Origin of the sequence: Puia sp. (assembly GCF_035546395.1) — a bacterium.
Classification (GTDB): Bacteria; Bacteroidota; Bacteroidia; order Chitinophagales; family Chitinophagaceae; genus Puia.
On sequence record NZ_DASZXR010000008.1, the window covers coordinates 73,098 to 95,811 of the forward strand.

General features: G+C 55.3%; 19 protein-coding genes. 8 read left to right on the forward strand and 11 right to left on the reverse strand.

The genetic code is table 11. The features are described from left to right. Positions 1 to 13: 13 nt before the first annotated feature. Genes VHE34_RS08790 through VHE34_RS08810 form a run of 5 tightly spaced genes read right to left on the reverse strand, consistent with a single transcriptional unit; the run spans position 14 to position 7,303 of the window. Positions 14 to 1,153 carry a VWA domain-containing protein gene (locus VHE34_RS08790; protein WP_325586830.1) on the reverse strand — a complete coding sequence of 380 codons (1,140 nt, stop codon included), beginning with the start codon at positions 1,151 to 1,153 and terminating at the stop codon, positions 14 to 16. Further along, positions 1,146 to 3,416: a DUF5682 family protein gene (locus VHE34_RS08795; protein WP_325586832.1), complete on the reverse strand. Its 2,271-nt coding sequence runs from the start codon at positions 3,414 to 3,416 to the stop codon at positions 1,146 to 1,148. The genes VHE34_RS08790 and VHE34_RS08795 overlap by 8 nt, the downstream gene beginning before the upstream one ends. Further along, entirely contained in the window at positions 3,413 to 4,495 is a 1,083-nt protein-coding gene (locus VHE34_RS08800) for an AAA family ATPase (RefSeq protein ID WP_325586834.1), read from the reverse strand. The genes VHE34_RS08795 and VHE34_RS08800 overlap by 4 nt, the downstream gene beginning before the upstream one ends. Positions 4,496 to 4,499: 4 nt before the next feature. After that, a complete protein-coding gene (locus tag VHE34_RS08805; RefSeq protein ID WP_325586836.1) occupies positions 4,500 to 5,999 on the reverse strand; it encodes a DUF5691 domain-containing protein in 1,500 nt (499 codons plus the stop codon). Continuing rightward, positions 5,999 to 7,303, reverse strand: a complete 1,305-nt coding sequence (locus tag VHE34_RS08810) for an SWIM zinc finger family protein (RefSeq protein WP_325586838.1) — start codon at positions 7,301 to 7,303, stop codon at positions 5,999 to 6,001. The genes VHE34_RS08805 and VHE34_RS08810 overlap by 1 nt, the downstream gene beginning before the upstream one ends. A gap of 71 nt (positions 7,304 to 7,374) precedes the next feature. On the opposite strand from VHE34_RS08810, the gene VHE34_RS08815 reads away from it, so the two are divergent. Continuing rightward, a complete protein-coding gene (locus VHE34_RS08815) occupies positions 7,375 to 7,728 on the forward strand; it encodes a hypothetical protein (protein ID WP_325586840.1) in 354 nt (117 codons plus the stop codon). Positions 7,729 to 7,948: 220 nt separating this feature from the next. Then, positions 7,949 to 9,139 carry an ATP-binding protein gene (locus VHE34_RS08820; protein ID WP_325586842.1) on the forward strand — a complete coding sequence of 397 codons (1,191 nt, stop codon included), beginning with the start codon at positions 7,949 to 7,951 and terminating at the stop codon, positions 9,137 to 9,139. An 81-nt stretch (positions 9,140 to 9,220) separates the two neighbouring features. On the opposite strand, the gene VHE34_RS08825 is transcribed toward VHE34_RS08820, so the two are convergent. From VHE34_RS08825 to VHE34_RS08840, 4 genes are all read right to left on the reverse strand, one after another. Then, positions 9,221 to 10,243: a carboxypeptidase regulatory-like domain-containing protein gene (locus VHE34_RS08825; protein WP_325586844.1), complete on the reverse strand. Its 1,023-nt coding sequence runs from the start codon at positions 10,241 to 10,243 to the stop codon at positions 9,221 to 9,223. A 188-nt stretch (positions 10,244 to 10,431) separates the two neighbouring features. Further along, positions 10,432 to 11,319 (reverse strand): YihY/virulence factor BrkB family protein, encoded by an 888-nt coding sequence (locus tag VHE34_RS08830; protein ID WP_325586846.1) that lies wholly within the window; start codon positions 11,317 to 11,319, stop codon positions 10,432 to 10,434. A gap of 18 nt (positions 11,320 to 11,337) precedes the next feature. Next, positions 11,338 to 12,978 (reverse strand): hypothetical protein, encoded by a 1,641-nt coding sequence (locus VHE34_RS08835; RefSeq protein ID WP_325586848.1) that lies wholly within the window; start codon positions 12,976 to 12,978, stop codon positions 11,338 to 11,340. A gap of 77 nt (positions 12,979 to 13,055) precedes the next feature. Further along, complete coding sequence (locus tag VHE34_RS08840; protein ID WP_325586850.1) at positions 13,056 to 14,537, reverse strand: rhomboid family intramembrane serine protease; 1,482 nt, start codon at positions 14,535 to 14,537, stop codon at positions 13,056 to 13,058. 187 nt (positions 14,538 to 14,724) lie between these two features. On the opposite strand from VHE34_RS08840, the gene VHE34_RS08845 reads away from it, so the two are divergent. From VHE34_RS08845 to VHE34_RS08855, 3 genes are all read left to right on the forward strand, one after another. Continuing rightward, on the forward strand, positions 14,725 to 15,477 hold the full coding sequence (locus VHE34_RS08845) for a hypothetical protein (RefSeq protein WP_325586852.1): 753 nt from the start codon (positions 14,725 to 14,727) through the stop codon (positions 15,475 to 15,477). Between the two features lie 256 nt (positions 15,478 to 15,733). Continuing rightward, a complete protein-coding gene (locus tag VHE34_RS08850; protein WP_325586854.1) occupies positions 15,734 to 16,483 on the forward strand; it encodes a hypothetical protein in 750 nt (249 codons plus the stop codon). A gap of 263 nt (positions 16,484 to 16,746) precedes the next feature. Then, positions 16,747 to 17,976, forward strand: coding sequence for an MFS transporter (locus VHE34_RS08855; RefSeq protein WP_325586856.1), 1,230 nt, complete (start codon positions 16,747 to 16,749; stop codon positions 17,974 to 17,976). Positions 17,977 to 18,007: 31 nt separating this feature from the next. On the opposite strand, the gene VHE34_RS08860 is transcribed toward VHE34_RS08855, so the two are convergent. Next, entirely contained in the window at positions 18,008 to 18,511 is a 504-nt protein-coding gene (locus VHE34_RS08860; protein WP_325586858.1) for a hypothetical protein, read from the reverse strand. 1,003 nt (positions 18,512 to 19,514) lie between these two features. Here VHE34_RS08860 and VHE34_RS08865 point away from each other — a divergent pair. Then, positions 19,515 to 20,207 carry a hypothetical protein gene (locus tag VHE34_RS08865; protein WP_325586860.1) on the forward strand — a complete coding sequence of 231 codons (693 nt, stop codon included), beginning with the start codon at positions 19,515 to 19,517 and terminating at the stop codon, positions 20,205 to 20,207. Between the two features lie 7 nt (positions 20,208 to 20,214). Further along, positions 20,215 to 21,015 carry a TonB family protein gene (locus VHE34_RS08870; RefSeq protein WP_325586862.1) on the forward strand — a complete coding sequence of 267 codons (801 nt, stop codon included), beginning with the start codon at positions 20,215 to 20,217 and terminating at the stop codon, positions 21,013 to 21,015. On the opposite strand, the gene VHE34_RS08875 is transcribed toward VHE34_RS08870, so the two are convergent. Further along, positions 21,002 to 21,571 carry an RNA polymerase sigma-70 factor gene (locus tag VHE34_RS08875; protein ID WP_325586864.1) on the reverse strand — a complete coding sequence of 190 codons (570 nt, stop codon included), beginning with the start codon at positions 21,569 to 21,571 and terminating at the stop codon, positions 21,002 to 21,004. The genes VHE34_RS08870 and VHE34_RS08875 overlap by 14 nt on opposite strands. A gap of 75 nt (positions 21,572 to 21,646) precedes the next feature. Here VHE34_RS08875 and VHE34_RS08880 point away from each other — a divergent pair, with 75 nt between their 5' ends. Next, positions 21,647 to 22,711, forward strand: a complete 1,065-nt coding sequence (locus tag VHE34_RS08880) for a FecR family protein (RefSeq protein ID WP_325586866.1) — start codon at positions 21,647 to 21,649, stop codon at positions 22,709 to 22,711. Positions 22,712 to 22,714 lie beyond the last annotated feature (3 nt).

Below are 22,714 nucleotides of genomic sequence, written 5' to 3' on the forward strand. Positions count from 1 at the left end.
TTAAGAGTTTTTGCTATTTTTTCAACACCAACTCCTCCTTCGCAGCCCACTGTCCTACATCTTGCTTGCTCATCGCCGCGGCCATGAGATCAGGGAACTTGTCGGGGGTACACGCGAAGACGGGGACGCCGAGGTTTGAAAGAAATTGAGCGTTTCCGTGGTCATAGCCGGGGGCACCGTCGTCGTTGAGGGCGAGGAGGACGATCAGGTTGACCCCCGCCGCGACGAGCTCGGCTGCCCGCTTCCGCATCCCCTCCTGGTTGCCCCCTTCATAGAGGTCTGTGACGAGGACCATCACCGTGTCGAGGGGCCGGGTGATGATCTGCTGGCAATACCCTAGCGCCAGATGAATATCGGTGCCGCCGCCGAGCTGGACGCCGAACAGGAGCTCGACGGGGTCGGTCAATTCTTCGGTCAGGTCGACGACCGCCGTGTCGAACACCACCATCCGGGTGCGGACGGCGGGGATCGAGGCCATCACCGCGCCGAAAATGCCGCTGTAGACGACGGAACTGCCCATGGAGCCGGATTGGTCGATGCACAACACGATATCCTTCAGCGACTGGCGCTTGCGGCCATAGCCGATGCGGGTTTCGGGGATGATGGTCTTGTAGTCCGGCTGGTAGTGCTTCAAATTCTTCTGGATCGTGGCGTGCCAGTTGATTTCATTGTGGCGGGGACGGCGGTTGCGCGTGCTGCGGTTGAGGGCCCCGGTGATAGCCTGCTGCGTCGGCTGGGTCAGCTTCTTCATCAACTCGTCCACGACCTTGCGCACTACCTGCCGGGCGGTGTCCTTCGTTTTCGCGGGAATGACCTTGCTGAGGGTCATGAGGGTCGCCACCAGCTGCACATCGGGGGCAATATTTTCCAGGGTCTCCTTCTCGAACAACATCTGCGTCAGGTTCAGTCGTTTCAAGGCATCCTGCTGCATCACCTGCACCACACTATTGGGAAAGAACGTCCGGATATCGCCCAACCACCGGCTGACATTCGGCGACGAAGGGCCGAGGCCTCCCTGCTTTGGACTGTCATACAACGCCTCCAGGGTCCTGTCAATGCTCAGGTCCTGCCCGTCCAGGGCGAAACCGGTTCCGTCATTTTGCTGACCACCCAGGATCAGCCGCCATTTTCGCAGATCTTCTTCCTTATTCATCGATCTCATTTTGAAGGTTCGAGTTGGATGATTCCGCCCTGGAGGAAAAGCCCGTCTGTTGGCCCGCACCCGGGGACGCAGGCGCCGCAGACAACGGCAGCCCCAGCAACTGCATCACGACAGGTATGCCCCGCACCGCCCGCTCGACATCAAAATCGGCTGCCAGGGCCCCCCTGGAGACCCCGCCCGCATCGCCGGACCGGACTTTCTCCCCAAGCTTCCGCCGCTCCGCATTCGTATAATGGGAAAACGTGCGCCGCAACAAGGGCAACACCTGCACAAAATTGTCAGAGTCCAGGCCCGCTACCCAGCCATGTACCACGCTCCACAACTGGTTATCCAATAACAACAAGGTCCCGCTACCCTTGAGGAATCCCTCCAGCCAGGCCGCGGCGATCGCCGGCGGTGTGGCCGCCGACATGGCAAAATCGAATCGGCGCACCAACTCCTCCCCTACCAACAACTTATAGTCCATCAGCAGGCGGGTAGCATAGCCGGCGATCACCGGCGCCACAGTCTTACCACTAGCGATCTGCGCCAACGCTTGTTGCCACTCGGCGAGAATGGAGGCCTCCTGCAACAAATTCACGGATTCGTTCAGCTTGAACAGCAACTCCGTCAGCCGGGCCGCCGCGTCGTCATCGACATTCGTACAGGCGGGGGGAAGACTGATACAGATGCGGACGATGATACTCGTTGCAATGCCCAAAACGAGGTCGGCGTCGGTCTTCCGCACATTCCCATACCGGGTGACATTGACCAGCCCGGGGATGACTTCCATCAGCTGGACCACATCGGCGGAAGCGGCGGCCAGATGGTTGATGCGCTGGATCAATATCTCGACGGCGGCAGGTAGCTCGGCGGGCAACGCATTTTCGAGCAGCGCACAGACCTCGGAAAGGGACGCCGCTTCGCGGGCCTGCTGAATGAGGTAATTGCCGGCGGCCTCCCCGACGGTGTTGCCCTGGTTGCCTTTTTCGATGATATCGATCGAAAACGCGGGGTCCCATTGCAGGCGCCACTGCTCCTTGAAGGTGCCTTTGCCGGAAACATCGGAGCGATGGCCCCATTTGATCTCTAACAGCTGCAGCCGGTGAAGGAAGATACTGCGTTCGAGATCGGTGTCCTTCCGCAGATCAAGTGTATAGTCCTTGAAGTCGGCCGTCGGCGGGAGCCTCAACCGTTTCTGCTGTTTTTCAATATCGACCTGTAACGGCGGCTTGGGGATCTCCGTCGGCACCTCGCCGATGCGATTGCTGACGATCAGCTCCCGCTCAATAACGGCCATCATCAACGGCTCGCCATTGCAGAGGACGCTGAGGGTCGCCTCGTTCAACTCCTCCAACCCCGCCTTTGAATACCCGCGCAACGCCGCCAGCGACCCGGCGAGACGGACCGCCTCGATGACATGGGCGACGGAGGTGTCCATATTTTGCTTGCGGAACAACGCGGCGACCTTGGCCATCCATCGCGTTCCATCATCATTGGGGTGATGCCAGACATGCTCGTACCAGCCCGATGATGCAATGCCCGCGCCATAACCGGAGGCATAGCTCAGCCGGCCATAGGTCCAGGGTATCCACGTACACTCGACCTTGACCTTGCTGAGGCCTTTCAATAATTCATTGTCCTCTTTCTGCGGCGGCATCCCCACCAACGCGGGCACATGCCAGGCGCCGCAGATGACGGCAATGCGATCGAACATCTCCTTCTGCGCCTGCCGGACGGTACGGCGCATATGGGCTTCACGGACTTTTGTGAGTTGGTCTGATTGATCCGGGAAGGCCTCGCGGAGCTCGGCCATCACTTCCTGCACGGCCGTGAAGACGTCTTCGTGGCTGCGGCGGTATTCGAAAGTTTGTTCCCACCATACCTCCCGGCCGGGATGGCCGGCAGCGGCGGAGAGTTCAGCAATAGGGTCGATATGTTCGCGCGGGGCTTCCTTGAAGGCAAACCGGTTGGTGGCCGGGAGATCGATAAACCGCACGTGGATATTTTTCTTCCGGGCATAAGCGATCGCCTGCCATTCGGGCGAGAATTCGGCGAAAGGATAAAACGACGACTCCTGCGGGCTGTCGGGCTGATAGACCAATAACGCGACGGGGGGCTTGAGCTCCGCATGCCCCACCCATTGCAGGAGGGCATCGGCCTCGGGCGGCCCCTCGACGAGGACGATATCCGGCTGCAATTCCTCGAGGAACTGCCGGACATGCCGGGCCGAACCGGGACCGTGGTGCCGTATGCCTAATACGTGTACGCTCATACGCCCATGTCTCTGCAAGCCCTGTAAATATCTTTCCACTCATCGCGGGGTTTGACCACGGTCTCGAGGTATTCCTGCCAGACGAGTTTATCCTGTACGGGGTCTTTGACGACGGAGCCGATGATGCCGGCGGCCAGATCGGCAGCGGTCAGCCGTCCATCCCCGAAATACGCGGCCATGGCCAGCCCGCTGTTGACCACCGAGATGGCTTCGGCGGTGCTGAGGGTGCCGCTGGGGACCTTGATCTTCGTCTTGCCATCGGTGGTGACCCCGGCCCGCAATTCGCGGAAAATGGTGACGATGCGCCGGATCTCCGCAAGCGCCGGGGGTTCTGCGGGCAGCTCAATGCCGCCACCATAACTATCCACACGCCTTTTGACAATATCCATTTCTTCCTCGATGCTTTCGGGCACCGGCAGCACGACGGTGTTGAACCGCCGCTTGAGGGCGCTGGATAGTTCATTGACGCCCTTGTCGCGGTTGTTGGCCGTGGCGATAACGTTAAAACCCCGGATCGCCTGGATCTCGATATTGAGTTCGGGGACGGGCAGGGATTTTTCCGAGAGGATGGTGATGAGCGCATCCTGGACATCGGCGCCGATGCGGGTCAACTCTTCGATGCGCGCGATCTTTCCGGCTTTCATGGCGCGGGCGACGGGTGTTTCGACGAGGGCCTTTTCGCTGGGACCCTCGGCGAGGAGACGCGCGTAGTTCCATCCATAGCGGATCGACTCCTCACTCGTGCCGGCGGTACCCTGGACGATCATCGTGGAGTCGCCGCTGATGGCCGCGGCAAGATGTTCGCTGACCCAACTCTTGGCCGTGCCGGGCAGACCATAGAGTAAGAGGGCGCGGTCGGTGGTGAGGGTAGCGACGGCGATCTCCATCAGGCGGCGGTTACCGATGTACTTGGGGGTGACCTGAAAACCGTTCCTGAGTTTCCCACCGACGAGATAGGTGACGACGCCGGCAGGAGACAGCTTCCAATTGGCGGGACGCTTTTCGGTGTCCTGCTTTGCGAGTTCGGCCAGTTCTTCGGCGAATAATTGTTCGGCATGCTGCCTTAATAGTGTGGACATAATTTTATTCGTTAAAGGCGTTTTGAGTGGATTCTTTGAGCCGGAGCAGATGCGTGAGCTGGTCGGCCAGCGTTGCCCACATCTGCGCGTGCGCCGGTTCCGCCGGAGCGAAATTTTTTAATTGGGGTACGATGGAAACCGGGATCCGGGTGATTTGATCCTTATAAAAATGAAGGGTCCATTTATAGGGCTGCTTCGCGGTGTAGTTGATGACCTCTTTTGCCAGCTCGTGGCTCCAGTTTTCCGGCCATCGCATGGCCTTCTGTAGCTGGGCTTCGCTGTTCTCATGTTTGTGCAGACTCCGGATGATGCGGGCTTCCTGTTCGGGCAGGGGTAAGAGTTGCAGCAGCGGGGTGTATTGTCCAAATTGACCCTCGCCTTGCACGAGCAGTATGGCCTTTGCCCAGTCGACAGCTTTGAATTGACCGGCGGCTTTGGCGAAGGCGGAGAAATATTTTTCATGCGGCCCTGTGAAATATTCGAGGATCTGGACCGGGGACAGTGCGAAATGCTGTTCCCAGAAGGCTGGTGGAGTATGCTGGATCAACTGGTAAAGGACGTATTCCTCATCCTTGTAATTTTTGTTTGGACTGAGGTAGTCGATGCCGGAGAGCCAGGCTGCCTTTTCAGGCACCGGGGCCGGCTGAATATGTAACGTGGTTTTTGTCGAGAGGCCCAGCAGCGCTTTTTCCTTCTTTATCGTGATTTGCCGCCCGGCGGTTTCCGCGTAGTTTCTTACCAGGATGCTGTCCGGCGATTGCTGCAGCAGGACGATGGCTGCGTCCTTTACTTTCTGACTTTTCTCGTTGAGTGCGCCAACCAGGAAGGGTTCGTCTTCGGGTTGAACCGCGCCGTCGAGTTGTTTGAGGAATTCGGCCCGGGCATTGGCGTTGTCCTGCGGCCAGGATCCTTCCAGCCACTGCCGGGCTTTGGCGGGGTCTTTTTCACGCATCCGCTTCAAGGCTGCCTTACGCTGGTCGAGGTTGCCGGTGTGCCATAATTCTTCTTCGCCGGTGGTGTTGGTGAACTCCCAGGCGGGGTTGAAGCGGCTGAGCCACTGGCCCCGGCAGCCGCAGACGGTGGCGACGGATGGGCGGATCTCTTTGTGCTGGATTGCGCGGTTTAAGAGGGTGGGGACCAGCTCGGGTATGACGATTCGCTTCGCGGCGATGCAGCGCTCGAGCCAAAGATTTACGAGGGGCTGGTATTCGTCCTCGAGGAGGTCTTTCAGCACCTGGGCGGCTCTTGTCGAACAATAGGGGAGGGATTCGGCCGCGGCTTGTATCCAATTCGGCGTGGGCTGGTGCAGGGGTTTGGTGCCGCTTTGACGGACGTTGAAGGTGACAGCCGCCAGTTGGAGAAACTGCTCTTCCTTGTCGAGGCCCGCCTGTGAATTTATCTGCGCCATGGCCTGTTGCAGCGCCCCGATGCCGGCCTGTGCCGGTAGGGGCATTTTCTCCGTTCCCAGCAGCGCGGTATTGATCATATCGTTCCAGGCTTCCATCAGAGTATTTTGTATTCGTTATCGGTCCAGACGCCCAGGGGGGTGTACTCCTTTTCTTTGCCGATCAGCGACATGCGCATTGGGGCCCCGCCACTGAGGGCGAGCAGATTCCAGGTCGCGCTTTCCCTGGCGCGGAGGCGCATCAATTGTTGCCGGTCGTCCTGCAGCCACCATTCGTTGTTGATGGATAGGGGTGTTAGCCGGGTGACGATGCAGGGCCAGTCTTCCGCGAAAGGATAGCGTGCATTGGCGGCAGTTTCGCGTTCGATAACGGCCGTCCAGTCACTCAACCCTTCGGGATGGGTTTTGGCCTTCCAGGTGTTGTACTGATCCTTCACGAGGGCGCGTAAGGTCACGGCCGACGGGAAAAACACGAGCGTGGCGTCGACGACCAATCCGGGTGTATAACTGGCAGCGGGCGGCTGGTTCTTGACGTAGAACTGCAGGATGAGGGCGTAGCGATGTGTCTTTAGCCCATAGAACCAATTGCGTTCGACGATGAGCTTGTCTTCTTCACTCGTTTGACGGGCAAGCACGAACCATTCATCACGGACGCCTTCCTGTGCCTTTAGCTCATCTTGGTTTTGCGGAAAGCCGATGAGCGACCGGATGTCCTGTTGAAGGGCGGGCGCGAGTGACGCCAGGTGTTTGTATCCCTGGATGATGAGATACAGTTTGAGGATGCGGTCGAGGCATTGCGTCTGCCAGCCTTCTTGAAAGAAATTGATGTCCGCGATGGATTTGAGTTGTGAAGCGAGGCCGGGGGCCTGGGCGTCGATCATTCGTTTGGCCATGTTCTCCCAGAAGCCGGGGCCTTTCCCGGGGAGGCTGTGCAGGCCGTGGCGGACAATGTCCTTTATAAATATGTTGAGCTCATCCAGGCCGTCGGCGACCTTTTGTTGGCGGGCCTGCTGGCGTCGGACCTGGGCGGCTTCGTCGACGGGTTTGTCTTTCTTTTCGGCCTTCTTCTCTTCTTTTTCGGATCGTTTGCTGAGCCATTCGGTGACCCAGGTGGGGGGTTGGGTGGCGGCGAATTCTTGTGGCTGTCTTGCGCGCAGGAGCAGCAGGCCGAGGCCATGCTTGCAGGGGAACTTGCGGCTGGGGCAGGAGCACTTGAAGGCAAGGTTGTTGAGGTCTATTTGCGTTTGATAGGGTTTGCTTCCGCTGCCCTGGCATTCGCCCCAGAGGGCAGCGTCGGTGGCGCCTTTAGTGACCCATTTGGCGGGAGTGGCGAGGTCCCTGCCGGATTTCCGGGAGGAGTCATCGGGTGCGAGGGCAAGAATTTGTTCTTCGGAGAGGTTCAAGGGTTAGGTGCGTTGGTGCAATAAAGTGGGAATATACGAAAGAGTTGGCACTGAATTGTATCTTCATATCTATGTTCAAATCGATTGTCAATGCCAAAACTGACATCGGCCATTTGCTCGCTGTCGCCCTACTCGCAGTAGTACTTACCTACTTTATTATGAACATCCTTATGGTTTTCGTTCTTTGGGGATTCGTTGGTGATGGGAATTACCCAGCGAGTCTGGATAAATGGCTAAACTTGGCCTATTCTCTTTCCGCTATTGTACTAATATGCCCAATCTTTTATTATCTGATGAAAGTGAACTATATGCGAGGCCGGCTTTCGAAGGCAAAGACCTATCTTGTCGCAGCGCTCATAGTATTGCTCTGCACCACGCTTCTCGTTTGCCGATTGTTTTTGCTTCATAACGGCAATATTACCTGATTGGATGTGGTGGCGCCTGGACTCCGTCCTTTTGGACTTTTTGTTGGATTTCCCTTGCTTTTATCACGAAGTAACCTTGTTGCCACGATACTTTCTATCGGATAGTCAGGCCAATGGAACACTTTTCGGATTGCTGCTATTTCCTTGAGAGTGGGCTAAACTATTGATAGTCAACTTAAGATATTAGGGTTGAATTTCAAGTCTGCAAATTTAACATTAAATGTTAAATTTGCAGATGATTAAGCGGCGACTGGAATCTCAAATTATCGAAGCACTGAAGCGCAGTCCTTCCGTGGCATTATTGGGACCGCGCCAGGTAGGTAAGACAACAATTGCTCTCAATATCGCCGAAACCACTCCCTCCGTCTATCTTGACCTAGAAAACCGTAGAGATTTGCAAAAAGTACAGGATATCGAAGCTTTCCATGTCGAAAATAGTGACAAGCTAATCGTACTCGATGAAGTCCAGCGTCTTCCTGAGATATTCGCGGCCCTAAGAGGGATTATCGATAAGCAACGCAGAAAGGGGAATCGGGCCGGGCAATTCTTGTTTTTGGGCGCTGCATCCATTGATCTTTTACAGCAATCCAGTGAATCGCTGGCAGGGCGTATTGCGTACCTGGAACTCCATCCGGTTGATGCTGCCGAATTTGCCGGCAACAGCCTCGACAAATTAAATAGCTTATGGGTTCGCGGCGGCTTTCCGGAAAGCTTGTTGTCGGCCTCGGATCGAAACAGTCTGGACTGGCGCCATGATTTTGTCAGAACCTACCTCGAGCGCGACATACCTCAAATGGGACCGCGAATCCCTGCCGAAACACTCGAACGGTTTTGGACCATGCTGGCCCATAACCAGGGCGCTGTATTAAACGCTTCACAACTCGCGAGAAACTTAGATGTGTCCAGCACCACCGTTGGTCGTTATCTTGACTTGATGACCGATCTCTTATTGGTCAGGCGGCTGAAACCCTGGACAACCAATGTGGGTAAACGCCTGGTTAAATCTCCCAAGATCTATGTGCGCGATAGTGGTATTACGCATGCATTGCTCAATATCCCGGACTATAATGGTCTTTTAGGTCACCCTGTAGTTGGAGGAAGCTGGGAGGGGTTTGTCATCGAAAATCTTATGTCCGTAGTTCCCTCAAGGGTCCAGCCTTATTATTATCGCACACCGGGCGGCGCTGAAATAAATCTGGTATTGGAATTTCCGGGTGGCGAAAAATGGGCTATTGAGATCAAGCGTAGTTCAGCGCCATCGGTTTCAAAAGGGTTTTATGCCGGCTGCGAGGATATAAAACCCGATAAGCGCTTTGTTGTTTACTCGGGTCTGGAGACCTTTCCCATGGGAGAAGCCATCACTGCAATCCCGCTATCCAATTTGATGCAGAAACTCCTGGAACAATCGTAGAGGAGTTCAACTGTTCGGAAAAGCCGAACGGTTCGTTTAACGGATCACAATACCTTAAATGCTCTTACAGATCTGCCCGGATCAAAGGACGATGATGGATTGTGTGTATGGTTTTGCCATTGCGGGATGAGAGATGCGAAGGATATAGGTTCCGGGTAAAAGCCTGCCGGGAAGGGTGAGCTGCATGGCGCGGGATAACTGTTCGCGGGCGGCGGTCGTCGATTGGAGCAGGGTGCCGGACAGGTCGAAAAGTTGTACGACATAGGTCCCGGGCTTGTCGACCTGCGCGGTGATAGTGATCGAATTGCCGCGGGCGACGGGATTGGGGTAGATCGTAAAATTCTGTTTAACCGGGCTGAAACAGGCGGCGACGGTGTCTTTGATCCTGGCAAGGGTATCGGCTATGGGCCTCCTTTTGCGATGCCGGACCACGGTGACTACGTCGCCCATCAGCACGGTTTCCATCTTCATGGGTGGCAGGGTTTGCATGACAGCGCTCAAATCCAAGTTGTTCACATCGACTTTTAGCGTCTCGTAACCCACCGCGGTGATGGTCAGGGTACGAACGCCGGCCAGATCCGCGGTCGCGATGGAAAAGCGGCCATCGGCATCCGCGGCGACGCCCTTATGTTCTTTATACATGATCGTCGCATAGGGCACCGGGCGTCCCCTCTCATCCACCAGCCTCCCATGAAGGATGGCTGGCGGCGAAGTCAGCCCGGAAACCATCACCGTGTCACCCAGCAGGTACCGGTTTTCCCGGCCGAAGGGCAACTGCTGGGTAGTCGTCGGCCGCGCCGGCTGGGTCTGGGCGGCGAGTTCCGAGGAAGAAAACAGCAACGCAATGAGATAATGCCAATAGCGGCGTGGCTTCTTTGGCGATGGCGCAGTCAGCGGCCGGTTGAGTTGATCCGGGTGAAAACGTCCACAAACGGATCCGGTGTGGCGCGCTAACCAATCGAGTACCTGCTGATCGGTCATCGTGGCGAAGTTGACGACCGTCTTACTGCAGGTGGAGCAGAAGCGGCCCGCGGGCTTGGCGGACATCGCCTCCCAGGATTCGGAGCAGGGGGTCAGGATGGATAGAGACAGGTCTTTGGACATAAGCGGCGGTTTCGGGTAGGATGCACGGATCGACGGGATTACATACCTAAAATCATTGCCGCGGACAAAAATGATGAGAAAGGCGGGTTGGCTGCTTAACCGGGAAAGGGGGGACAATTGATACCTAATCCCCGGAATAGGACAAATCAATCATTTTAAAAAAGTATCAAAAAAGCGTCCCCTGCTGCTTATCTCTGGATAGGACCCGCCTCGACCACCTCCCCATGGCGCGACGGCTGGATCGGCAGCCCGACCCTTTGGCCCAGCGCCCAGGTGAAGCAGGCCCCGAAATAAAAGATAAAGGAGCAATAGAAGACGAACAACAGCAACAGGGCCAGAGCCGTGGACGTACCATAGATGATCTTCATGCTGTCATAGTTCAACAGGCGCTGCAGCAGCTGCTGCCCTAGCGCGAACAGGAGGGTCGTAAAGACGGCGCCCGACCAGGCGATTTTTGCCTGCGGGCGGCCGTACGAAAGGTATTTCAGGATCACAAAGAACCAGATGGTCACAGCCACGAACATGATCACCCGGTAGTACATCGCATTCACCTGTAGCGGGAGCAGCCAACCGCCGGCATCGCCCAACAGGACAACCGAGAACAGGATGCCCGCCAGCAGAATGACCACCACCGCGCGGATCCTGTTGAGCAGGACGAAGCCCACGCCCTGCTGCGCCTTTCCCCTGATCTTCCACAACTGGTTGATCGAATTCTTCACGATCTCGAAAAGTGTGGTGGCGACAAACAACATAAAAACGAACCCGCCTATCTGCATGCCCAGGCTAAGGGGTAGCCGGCGGATATTCCTCACTACTTCCCGCACCTGGGCGGCAATGCTGCTGTCAAGGCCGACGCTCAACTGCTGAAACAGATCGTGACCAACGATCTTCCGGTTGCCGAAAAGCCCCAGCACGATAATGAGCACGTAAAAGATCGGCGGCAGCGCGAAGCTGACGAAAAAGGAGGTGGCCGCGGCCATTCGCAGCGGATCGTTTTGCCGGAACAGCCGGTACGCGGTCCGCAACACCTGCCCCGCAGCGGTTATGGTGTGACGGGTATCTTTGGTGGTATCCATCGGTCTATTTCGTTTGGCCTATTTCATTCCCGCAGACTTCTTGATGCCGGTGAACAGGGTCTTCCAGATGAGATTGAACATCGACTTGTTCAGGATGCGCTGGAAATGAACTTCTTTCGGGTCGGGTCCGCCGGCGGGGCTGGAGTTGTTGACTACGATATTGGCTAAGAGGCTGGCGAGCCCTTTCTTGTCATACCCGGGCTGATCCTTATCTTTTTTCAACAACGAGACCTTGAGATGCTTATAGGACAGGCTCACGCGGCCATCCCCGGTGGAATCGGTGCCGCGGATGGCGAATCGCAGGTGGTCTATCTCGCCCCGGTCGAGCCGCGCGAGGCCCATCGGTTCGATCAGGGGATTGAGATGGGCAGCGGCGATGCCGCCAATATCGCCTTCGATGGTGAACCTGCCTTTGGGGTCCCCCAGGAACAGGACGAGGCGGGCGTTGACGGGCGCCTTATCGAGGAACCTGGCGCGGAAGTCCACGACGCACCGGTTGTCTTTTTGCCGGTCGGCGCGGCGATTCGTGACATTATGGATCGCGGCCCGGACGTCGTAAAATTGAACTTTCCCGCTGTTGTGGCTCTTGCCGTTCTTCTCTTTGTATTCTATGAAGGAGTGGTCAAAAATGATCTTGCCGATGGAAACAGGAAAGGGAAGTCGCATCAATTGCTGTTGCGGGTATTTCCCGACCTTGCTGGTGGTATCGGGCGGGCGGGAGATGTCGCGGTAGACCTTGAACGCACTTTCGCCGATGACGAGGCTATCGGCCCGGATGGCCTTGCGCCAGATCGCCTTTCTGTCGATATGCCGGAGCGCGATGTGCCGGAGCAAAAAATCATACCGGTCCTTCTGGGCCGGAAAGGATGCCGCAAACGCCGTCTCCGAAAGGCGGGGCCTGAGCGTCAGTTGCGCCACCCGCAGGGTATTGTCCGTGCTGGTGAACAGCAGGCTGTCGACGCCGACAGTATATTTTTTGTTGCCGGTAGGCAGCTGCAACTCCTTACAGCCGAGGGTCAGCTCACGCGAAAGAAGGATGGTGCTGCTGTCCTTTTTGGCGTTGCTGTCGATGAGAAGATGGGACAGCAGGATGGACACCTTGTTCCCGCGAAAATAAACGGTGGAGCTATCCAGGCTGCCGACGAGGACGGATGCATCCCTGATCTGTACGCTGTCGACGGCTATTTTCAACAACTTCCCCAGCAACTGTTGCGTCAGATCGGGGGCGGGATTGTAAACCGTGGTGTCCTTTTTAAAATGCCGGATCATGATCCTGATCCGCGCGCCTGAGACCATAACCGTGCCTCCTTCCAGTTCTTTGTTGAGAAGGGCCATTGGCGTTTTTACCCGCGCGATATCGAGCGAATCCACCTGTATTTGCAGGAGCATGTGCGGGTCCGTCTTGTCCCTCACCATCTGCTGATACACAGCGGTGTCGGGCCGGATGTCGATGTTGCTGACGTGGAGCATGCCGGCGACCTCATCGAAGGCCAGATGATCGTAATGCAAAAGATAGAGCCCTTTTGTCTTTTCCTGCACGGCCTGCGCGATCTTCTCGTGGACAAGCCGGTATTTATAGAATTGCCAGCCGATGACGGCCAGGATGATCAGCGCCAGCGCGGACAGGAGGAAGAACCGGGTTCTTTTGTGGATGGGCATATAGGCACGGGGGTAAATATTGTGCCAGTGGGAGTTCTGCCGGTTTGAGTAAAATTTGCCTCAATCGGGGAAATTATTTAGTTCCTGACCGGCGCCTTTAAGGGGGCGATCAGATCGTCGATCAGCGCATTGTAGATGGCGACCGAGTCGGTGCCTTCGGGCTCGGTATGCTTGATCTTTTCGATAAAGTAGTTGTAACTCGCAATGCGAAGGTGGCAGTATTCGATCAGGGTATCGGTGCGATACTTAAGGGCTGCGGGAAGTTGCAGTTGCCGGGCCTGGTTCACTGCCTCAAGCGCCCGGTTCCAATTATAGATTCCGGTATCGCGAAGAGCCTTGACCCACTGGTCCTGCGGCGTTTGTGAATTATTGTGATTGAACACATTCAGTGCAAGCCGCTCGTATTTGCCGAACTGCCGCATCTTCACATCGTATTGGCCGTAGTAATTGGGGATGGTTTTAAATCCGACGATCGTCGTGAGGAGGACGGCGACGCCCGCCAGCGCGATGCCGGAGTATTTTAACGCAGGGGCTTCGGGTCGCTTCAGGCTGGGATAGAAGAGATACCCTATGACGATCCCGCTCAGGAGGCCGCCGATATGGGCTGCGTTGTCGACGCCGGCCTTGCTGCCGACCAAAAGATTGTATCCGACGAAAATGCCGATGCTGCTCAACAGGGCCGACCGGCGCTTCTTTTCGATGAGATTGGTGGTCAACAGGGCAAGGAATACCCCGTACATCCCGAAGATGGCGCCGGAGGCGCCGGCGCTAAGGGTGTGGGGATGCCAGTAGAGGCTGGCCAGGCTGGCCATGATGCCTGTAAAAAGGTAGGCGGATAAGAAGCGCCCCCTGCCCAGTTGCGGCTCCAGCAGGATGCCGATGTACAGCAAGGCGTACATGTTGAGCAAAAGATGAAAGATGCCGATGTGCAAGAAGCAGCAGGTGATGATCCGCCACCACTCGTGATCCAGGGTCAGATAGCGGATATTGCCGCCCCACTGGATGAGGCTGTGCGTCCCCGGCAGTAAAGGATTGACGCCGCTCAAAACCATCAGGATAAAGACGGTGATATTGATATCGATGATGACCGGGGTGATGAAGAATCCGCCCCGTGGAATGAATAAGGAAAGAAACGCCCGGCGTTGGTCCTTTGCGGTTGGCGCAGGGCCTTGAAGGAGGTCACCCTTGCCGCTCGCCACATTTGGCCTCAGGGACTCGAATTGTTGTGTCAATTCCTCCCCTGACGTGGCAAGCCTTTGCTCCGACAAGAGATCGTAAAATTGCTGGACATTCCTGCGATTGGCGCCCCGATCGTACATCTCGTTTCCGATGGACACGCTCCTGACATTGGCGATGTCATCGGCGATCCGGATGGTGACCTCCTGCTTTCGCTTCCACGTCTTTTTCGAGGTGTTTGCGATCAGGCCGCTTTCGCTGATATAGCGGATGTCCCAATCCAGGGCATTGGCGACGTTGACCGATAGGGCAATGAATTGAGCAGGATGAAGGCCGTCGAGGCCGATATCCATGGAGGAGTTAGGGGTAAGACCGAAGGACATGGTGGAGGGGTTTTTGCCCAGGTAAACTAGACATTTAAATTGTAATCCGCAAGGGGTGTGTGGTGTAGCACAATAACCCCCGGATCGACACGAATTCCTGGGTTTTTTGCACGGCGGTGTAGTCAGTATTGTCCGCGACGAACGGAGGCCGGTTTTTTATTAAATTCGCGGGCCAATTTAAACCCTGATGAGCAATAAGCCCCTTTTGAACCTCCTGGCCGCGTTTTGTTTAGTCGTGTCCTGCAAGAAGAATGGCACACCCGCTGCTTCCGGCGATCCTGTCCCTGCCAACAAACCCAGACTCTACCTATTGAGTTATCATTCACCGTCGAATTCCCGGGTGGATACCTTTCAGCTCGCCTACGATAAGGAAGGCCGAATGACCGGCGCCATCGCCCAGAACCTAAAATATACTTTTTCCTATCCTACAACTACAAGCATTGAATGGAATTTCGTGGGGGCCGGACAGCCGTCGATACACGAGAAGGACTTTTTCACGAATGAAGGGATCGACAGCAGTTTTCGGATACAAGATCCGAGCGACTCGATGGTGGGGAAATATGAGTATAGTGGCGGCCTTTTGAGCAAAGAAACATTGTCCTGGATTTACGGCGGCACGCCAGGTATCTTTCTTGTCGTGGCATATACATACGACGCTAATGGAAATACGATCAAGACCGTTCAAACCGACGGCCAGAACTCATATCAATACGTCAACGAATATACCTACACCAATAAGCCCGGTCCGCTACCGATCGTCTTTCCCGCGAATATTCCCGTGCCGGCGAAGAATCTGCCTGCAACACAGGTGATCACCAATGGAACGAGCTCTAAGCGAACCATCACTTTTGACTATGTCTACGACTCCGCCGGCCGGCTCATCATGGAGACCGATACAGAGGACGATGGCGAGGTGACGGTGAAGACTTTTACGTACTGATCGGGCCTATTCGAGGCGTTTTTTCCGGGAATTCACATCAATCCCTGCAAGACGACCCAGGCGTATCTGCGCGGGGACGACCTGGCGTTGGATGCGCCATCAGCTATCTCGGGCAGCATTGACAGCGCGGGGTTGCTTCACATCTATCACCGATATCGACACGGTTTCCCGACTTTTTTACACGCTGGTTTAGTTCTGTGCCCTTAAAAGTACGGGGGCAGGTTTTTGCTTAAATTCGTTATCTAATTTAACCCTAATGACCCGCAAGCTCCACCTGGCCGTCCTGGCCGTATTTTGTTTGTACGTTTCCTGCAAGAAGAGCAGCAACTCCAACTCTTCCGCCAACCCCAACCGAATAAAGTCGTACGTCGAAGCCGTCCATGGGACGCCCTTTGACCAGACCGACACCTTTAGTCTCGGCTACGACGCCGACGGGCGGCTTACGACCATGACCTCGAGAACGCTGAAAATGACCTACGCCTATAATGGAACGGCCAGCTTCACCTTGGATCTGTACGAGAATGGTCAATTCTCCATTCATGAGCTTGCCTTTATCAAAGGCGGTACGGTAGTCGACAGTACCTGGCAATACAACAACTCGCACGATACGACGACGGAGAAATACATCTTCAACGGCAATGTCCTGATCAGCAAGATCACCTACGACTATTCCGGCGGCCTGCCTTTTGTATTTCGCCGGAACGACTACACCTATGACAACAATGGCAACCTGGTAAAGGATGTGGAAGGGGACGGCTCCGGTGGTATCAATTCCATAACCACCTACACCTATACCAACAAAACGTTTCAACTGGCGACTACGCCGATCTATTGGCCTGCACAGGCGAAATATCTGCCCGCTACGATGACGGTCAAGGATGGATCGGGTAATCCAACGGCGACGGTGACCTACGCTTACGTCTTCGATAACGCCGGCCGGGTGACGCAGGAGACGGATGCGGTGGATAATGGGTCGTCGGTGGTGAAGAGCTATATCTACTATTGACGACAGGCCAGGGAGGCCGCCGCACCGCCGGCTGCCGGCGGGACCGGAACCGTTTATGGCTCCAAACAACACGGTTTAATGGGTAATCGACACGTTCGTTGAATTGTGGACGGAGGAACAAATTAAAATTTTTAGCTTAGTGTTAATGTTAGTTGGCCTGGTTAGTAGTCGCCAACGCGTTGTTGTTTTTAGAAGAAGAATAGCCGAAGGCCATCCTTACGTCGTAACGGGTGGTCTTTTTTTATTCCTACCTTCACGGTCCCATGAAGAAGGTCAGCGAGTTCAATCTTTTCCGCGCCTTTCGCAGCAGAAACTATACGCTTTATTTTATCGGCCGGGCAGTGTCGCAGTTTGGCACCTGGATGCAGCGCACGGCGGTGGTATGGCTGGTATACTCACTAACGCAATCTGCCTTTCTGATCGGGATGACCATCTTTTGCGAGATTTTTCCTTCCTTCCTTTTCTCGGTGGCCGGCGGGGTGGCGGCAGATCGCTACGACCGGTACCGGATCATCCGGATCACGCAGGTGGCTTCGATGATCCAATCTGTAGGGCTGGCGGCACTGGCCTTTTCGGGGCATAACGTCGTCTGGGCGATCCTGGTGCTGAGCGTTCTGCTGGGGATCATCAACGCCTTCGACGTTCCCGCGCGGCAATCGCTGATCAACGATGTCGTGGCGGACAAGGCCGATCTGCCGAACGCGCTGGCGCTGACCACCGCTACGGCGAGTCTCGCGCAGCTGCTGGGGCCGGCCCTTGCGGGGATCGTGTTGAGCACGTTTGGGGCGCCGATCTGTTTTCTCCTCAACGCGGCGACCTTTGGGGCGGTGATCGTTTCGCTCCTGTTGATGACCCTGCCCGCGCATCAGCCGAAGCGAACGGAACGGCACGCGCTGGCGGAATTTGCGGAAGGTTTTCGCTATCTGACCGAGCGGCGGGATATCGGGACGATGATCCTTATGCTGGGCATCGTCAGCCTGCTGGTGTTACCGTACAACACCGTGTTGCCCATTTTTGCGAAGGTGATCTTTAAAGGCGATGCCTCGACCTTTGGCTATATCAACAGCTTTGTGGGAGTGGGCTCGGTCGTCGGGACGATCTACCTGGCGTCGCGATCGCCGCAGGCGCCGATCAAAAAGATCCTGCTTGTCAGCACCCTGCTGCTGGCGGGAGGATTGATCGCCTTCGCGGAGACGACGCGACTGCCGCTGGCGCTGTTCTGGGCGGTATGGATGGGATTCGGAAGCATCGCACAGTATACCGTGAGCAATATCTTCGTTCAATCCGAATCGGCGCCGCACATGCGAGGTCGGGTGATCGGCATCCTGCTGATGGCGATCTTTGGGATGATCCCGCTGGGGAGTCTGCTGGTGGGGGCTGTTTCTGAGCGGATCGGTGCGCCGGCGACGGTGCTGGGACAGGGGATCATTGCGTCGGTGGTGGCGGTGGGTTTTGCGCCGGCGCTTTGGGGGAAGCCGGGCCGGCGACGGTGAACAATATGCCGGCCCCGCGGATTCACGACTTTCAATTATCTTTTTTATTTCGGTATGGCCGGCCCAGTTTTATATCGGGATGCAGCCTATCGACCACCTTCTTTGTGGTGATGGCAAGGATATAGTTGCTCTTTGACATCCGATCGTTGCTGTTGGCGATGACCCGTTGGGTCTCGACGATTTTATCAAAGTTGTTGGACAATCTTTTGTGTGAATCAAGCAGGCGGGCAAATTCTTCGGCCCGGGGGGCATACGTTCCCAGCGGCGGATCGCCCGCGGTACCGGCGGCCGTGTCCTCGTAGTCGAGCTTGTAACCGAGTTGGACGATCTCGGGCTTGAATTCGAGAAAGAACTTTTTGAGGAATACGGGACCGGGTGTCTTGCCCCCGGCCGATGCGTAACTGGAGAGGTTGGCGGCGCCCATGTTTAGTCTTGCGGCCATCATATCATTGGAGATGGGGATAGCCCTGATCTTCCAATAGAGTTCCCTGAAGAGGGGGACACGGGCGTCGGATTTCTTTCCTTTTGGAGCCATATGGATAATATTTATTGTAAAAAATTTGTACTTCATTGTATTTTATTGTAACATTGCTCTGGCAAATTATCGTTGATTGTTGTAAAATCTGTGGCCTTAAAAAGCCAAATAAATTGTATTTTTACAAAAATGTACAATTGTCTTCGGGTCAATAGGGGGCCATGCGGTCCTGTGGGTTTCAACGATGCCGGATTCTTTGGCCAAAAGAATCTGGCTCTGACATCGTCGTCAGACACAGTTATCCATTCGTAAAAGCTTGGTTTGGAAAAACCATTCAGGGGGAACCTCTGCCCCGGAATGGTATGCAAGGAATACTACTCAAGATAGGTATTCTTTTTGGACTTCTTCGCCCTCGTCTTTTTCCTCCCTGCTGCAAGTTTTCCACAATTTTTTGTTTGGGTGCGCTGAGCGATGCTCTTGCGGTAAAAATAATTTGTCGATCACGGTTACACCGGAACTCCCTGCGATGACTAATATATGTAAGCCGCTTAGAAGAAAGAAACCTGAATCCGCCCTATGAGAATCATTTGATCCGATCCATGAAGACCATCCGAAACTGTCCTTGAAAACCAATCCAATCCGTTGAAAACCATCCAATCCCTTGAAGACCATCCAATCCCTTAAAACCGTCTGAAACCGATCCGTGAAAAGCAACTGAATTCACCTTGAAAAACCCGCGAAATCCATCCTTTGAAATTTCCCGCTACAATATCCGTATCCCTGAAGAACGCTTGAAGTCGAACGTACCGTAACATATTCCCCAGAGGCCCGGCCATAACCTATTTTACGATTTGCGACAGGTTGTCTAAAGGGTCAAGGCCATCCAATTACATCGGTAATGGATGGCCTTTTTTTTGTTTTGCCGGCTGGCCCCGGACGTTCGGACACGCTTATCACCCAAACCGACACGACTATCCGTCAAATCGCACGATCACTCAGTCTCCTAAAGCAAAGGCAGATTTTTTTTATTTTGCGCCAATTTTAACCCCATCTGCACATTCCAATGTTGAATTTTGCCGTAAAGAGGGCGCTTCCAGTGGTCTGGGGCGTCATAGCACTTAGCCTTTCCAGTTGTCTCGGGCCGCACAAGGTGAATAAATGGGTGGCTCAGCATTATTCCGAAGAGCCTCCGTTGTCACAGCGAAAAAAGACGGAATCCATTGTCGTCTCCTCCGCCCTGCCGGAAACGGGAGTAAATCTCTCCCAGACCCGGAAGAATACCAGTCACCTGCTGCCACTGCTGTTCTACTGGCAATTCGATTACCGGAACACCTGCACGCTCAACCCGCAGATCGCCATCGACAACTTCACGTCGACATTGCTGGCCTATGCGAGTCATGGCCTAAAGCAGAAGCTGAACGGCAACCGGCTGGAACTCACCGTCGAACAAATCCCGCAGGTTTTCGTCGTGGATGACAAGGGTCATATCATCTGGGTGATCGTCACGATGGTCGGCTGGGAAAGATTATCGGTGCAGCCCGAACAAAAGGATATGGTTATCGGCTACCGCCTATTGGGCGCCAACAACGAGGAATTGAAAAAGGGAAGCATCACGATCGCCGACCAGGAGAAGACGCTGACCCTGGGAATGTTCAAGTCGCTGCGCAATCTGACCAAGCAGCATCTCAGCGAATATGACGCCAACATCAGCGCGATGACCCGTCACTTCGTAGACCGCCTTATAACAGAATTATAATCAAACTATGCAAAAGCGCAATCTCCTCTTCTTGTTATCGGGGCTGCTGACCTGGCAGGCCACCCGGGCCCAGGAAACGATTGGGTACAACGCCATCTGGAAAAAGACGACTGCCGACAGCGCCGAATATATCGTGACAAAGACAAAGACGGATTCGGGCTGGGCGGTAGCGATCCGTTATCGTTCCGGCGCCCCGGATATGATGGGTCTTTACGCCGATGACTCGATGAAGGTGCAGATGGGGGTCTTCCATTGGTGGAATGACAAAGGCGTCGAATTCCGATCCTGCACTTTTGACAAAGGAAAAGCCACCGGACCCGAGACCTTTTTCGACGAACGTGGCCACGTGATGCTAAAAGGCGAGAACTTTGGCGGAGAACGCACGGGCACCTGGACCGCCTACTTTCCCTCGGGTAAAGTGGCGGGAACAGCGGTGTACAAGGCCGGAAAAGAGAGTTCCCTCGTACTTTTCAACGAGGACGGTACGCCGAACAAGGCGGGCAAGGTGTTCGAGCAGGATGCCGAATTCCCGGGCGGAAAAACGGAACTGCTCCGCTACTTCAACAAGAGCCTGAAATATCCCGACTATGCCGTGAAGCATAGTATCCAGGGAACCGTGGTTGTGAAGTTCCGGGTGACCCGGGACGGACAGATAATGGACGCGAGGGTGACCTATACGACGGACAAACATCTCAATGCGGAAGCCCTTCGGGTGATCCGGGAGATGCCGGAGTGGAAGCCGGCAGTGGTCGGCGGCCAGCCGCGGGAAGCGATAAAGATCCAACCCGTGGTATTCAAACTTGAGTAGGGCCCAGCACCTGCGCGATCTTGCGCACGGCGATGGCGACCTGCGCTTCGACGGTCTTGACGGAGAGATCGAGGAGCCGGGCGACATCCTTGTATCTCAAGCCATCCTCCTTTATCAATCTAAAAATGAGCTTGCATCTCGGCGGCAGCTGGTCGATGGCGGCAATGACCTTTTTGAGGGTCTCGGCGCCGATCAGCAGGCTTTCGGGATCGGGCTGGAACTGGAGGGCCTCCTCGTTGATGTCTTCGATGCTGAGCGAGGAGGATTGGGGGCGCTGACGGCGGAGATGATTGAGGCAATGATTTTTTGCGGAGACGTAGAGATAGACTTCCAGGTTGTCGATCGCCGGGAGATCCCCTCGCCGCTTCCACAGATTGAGAAAGACATCGTTGGCGATCTCTTCGGCTGGGCCTTTCTCATGGACAATGGCATAACAGAACCGGAATAAACGAACAAAAAAGTGCCTGTACAATTCTTCAAAGGCATGCTCATCGTTCAAACCGGTCGGAGTCAGTTTCGCTGTATGTAGCGTGGTGTCCATTGACGGATCGACCATTAAAATTAATTTTTTTATTTCTTTTTAAGGGTATTTTCAAAAATTTGTGTCCTTCCTTTATACCATATTGTTTTGATGATGTCCGATCACGATCGAATAACTATCCTATTGTCCCGGCGGCTCGCCGGCGAACTCACTCCCGCGGAAGAGGAGGAACTGCGGCTTGCGTTGGAGCAGGACCCGATGCTGCAGGCTTTGTCTTCGGCGCTGGATGGGGTGACGGATGCGCCACCTAGGGGCGTGACGGAACGCGAAGAGCAACAGATGATGGAGCGGGGATTGAGGCAGTGGAGGTTGCGCGCGGCGGGATTGCATGTGGTGGGCCGCGGCGCGGAAGAGGCGGTCCCGATGGAAGAGGTAACAGGCGTGAAGGAGCGGTCGCGCCGGATGCTTCGCATCCGCCTGATCCGCTGGTCGGCAGCGGCAGCGGTCGTGGTGTTTGGGACGCTGGGCGTTTTTCGCTATAATAAGAAGACACCTCCGCCAACGCCAATGCAGGCGCCGGTCGCATGGCATGAGGTCGCTGCGAAATATGGAACACGGAGTTACCTGGATCTGCCGGATGGCTCCAAGCTGTGGCTGAATGCGGGTAGCAAAGTGCAGTATGCTACGGGGAAGCGGGAGCTGACGCTCTCGGGGGAAGGTTTCTTCGATATCAGGCATGATCCCGAACATCCTTTCCTGATACATGCGGGCAACGTTGTCGTTAAGGTGTTGGGCACTTCATTGAACGTAAGGGCTTATCCGGGGGACTCGGTGGTGGAAACCACGCTGATAGACGGTAAGGCGGAAATCGATATGCCCGGCCGCGCTATCGCACTGCGGCCGAGCGAAAAGGTGACGATGCACAACGGAGTACAGCAGGTGCATAAAGTGGTCGCGGACCCCACCTATAAAACCATCATAGAAACCTCCTGGGTAGAAGACAAACTCATCTTCCGCAAGGAACCCTTCCGGGAAGTGGCGGCGAAGCTGGAACGCTGGTACAATATCCGCATCCGCTTCGGGAACGATAAATACCTGGACGAAGAACTGACGGGATATTTCAAGGACCAACCTATAAAAAATGTCATGGACGCCCTGCAACTCTCACTCGGATTCCACTATGAGCTGGCGGGCGACTCGATCCTCATCAAATAAAAT

Excerpts from the sequence above, each read along its gene's own strand:
- VHE34_RS08820 (WP_325586842.1), top strand. The coding sequence starts at position 7,949 with ATGTTAAATTTGCAGATGATTAAGCGGCGACTGGAATCTCAAATTATC.
- VHE34_RS08840 (WP_325586850.1), bottom strand. The coding sequence starts at position 14,537 with ATGTCCTTCGGTCTTACCCCTAACTCCTCCATGGATATCGGCCTCGAC.
- VHE34_RS08830 (WP_325586846.1), bottom strand. The coding sequence starts at position 11,319 with ATGGATACCACCAAAGATACCCGTCACACCATAACCGCTGCGGGGCAG.
- VHE34_RS08850 (WP_325586854.1), top strand. The coding sequence starts at position 15,734 with ATGACCCGCAAGCTCCACCTGGCCGTCCTGGCCGTATTTTGTTTGTAC.
- VHE34_RS08855 (WP_325586856.1), top strand. The coding sequence starts at position 16,747 with ATGAAGAAGGTCAGCGAGTTCAATCTTTTCCGCGCCTTTCGCAGCAGA.
- VHE34_RS08835 (WP_325586848.1), bottom strand. The coding sequence starts at position 12,978 with ATGCCCATCCACAAAAGAACCCGGTTCTTCCTCCTGTCCGCGCTGGCG.
- VHE34_RS08865 (WP_325586860.1), top strand. The coding sequence starts at position 19,515 with ATGTTGAATTTTGCCGTAAAGAGGGCGCTTCCAGTGGTCTGGGGCGTC.
- VHE34_RS08875 (WP_325586864.1), bottom strand. The coding sequence starts at position 21,571 with ATGGTCGATCCGTCAATGGACACCACGCTACATACAGCGAAACTGACT.
- VHE34_RS08795 (WP_325586832.1), bottom strand. The coding sequence starts at position 3,416 with ATGAGCGTACACGTATTAGGCATACGGCACCACGGTCCCGGTTCGGCC.
- VHE34_RS08790 (WP_325586830.1), bottom strand. The coding sequence starts at position 1,153 with ATGAATAAGGAAGAAGATCTGCGAAAATGGCGGCTGATCCTGGGTGGT.
- VHE34_RS08870 (WP_325586862.1), top strand. The coding sequence starts at position 20,215 with ATGCAAAAGCGCAATCTCCTCTTCTTGTTATCGGGGCTGCTGACCTGG.
- VHE34_RS08825 (WP_325586844.1), bottom strand. The coding sequence starts at position 10,243 with ATGTCCAAAGACCTGTCTCTATCCATCCTGACCCCCTGCTCCGAATCC.
- VHE34_RS08800 (WP_325586834.1), bottom strand. The coding sequence starts at position 4,495 with ATGTCCACACTATTAAGGCAGCATGCCGAACAATTATTCGCCGAAGAA.
- VHE34_RS08845 (WP_325586852.1), top strand. The coding sequence starts at position 14,725 with ATGAGCAATAAGCCCCTTTTGAACCTCCTGGCCGCGTTTTGTTTAGTC.
- VHE34_RS08815 (WP_325586840.1), top strand. The coding sequence starts at position 7,375 with ATGTTCAAATCGATTGTCAATGCCAAAACTGACATCGGCCATTTGCTC.
- VHE34_RS08860 (WP_325586858.1), bottom strand. The coding sequence starts at position 18,511 with ATGGCTCCAAAAGGAAAGAAATCCGACGCCCGTGTCCCCCTCTTCAGG.
- VHE34_RS08880 (WP_325586866.1), top strand. The coding sequence starts at position 21,647 with ATGATGTCCGATCACGATCGAATAACTATCCTATTGTCCCGGCGGCTC.
- VHE34_RS08805 (WP_325586836.1), bottom strand. The coding sequence starts at position 5,999 with ATGGAAGCCTGGAACGATATGATCAATACCGCGCTGCTGGGAACGGAG.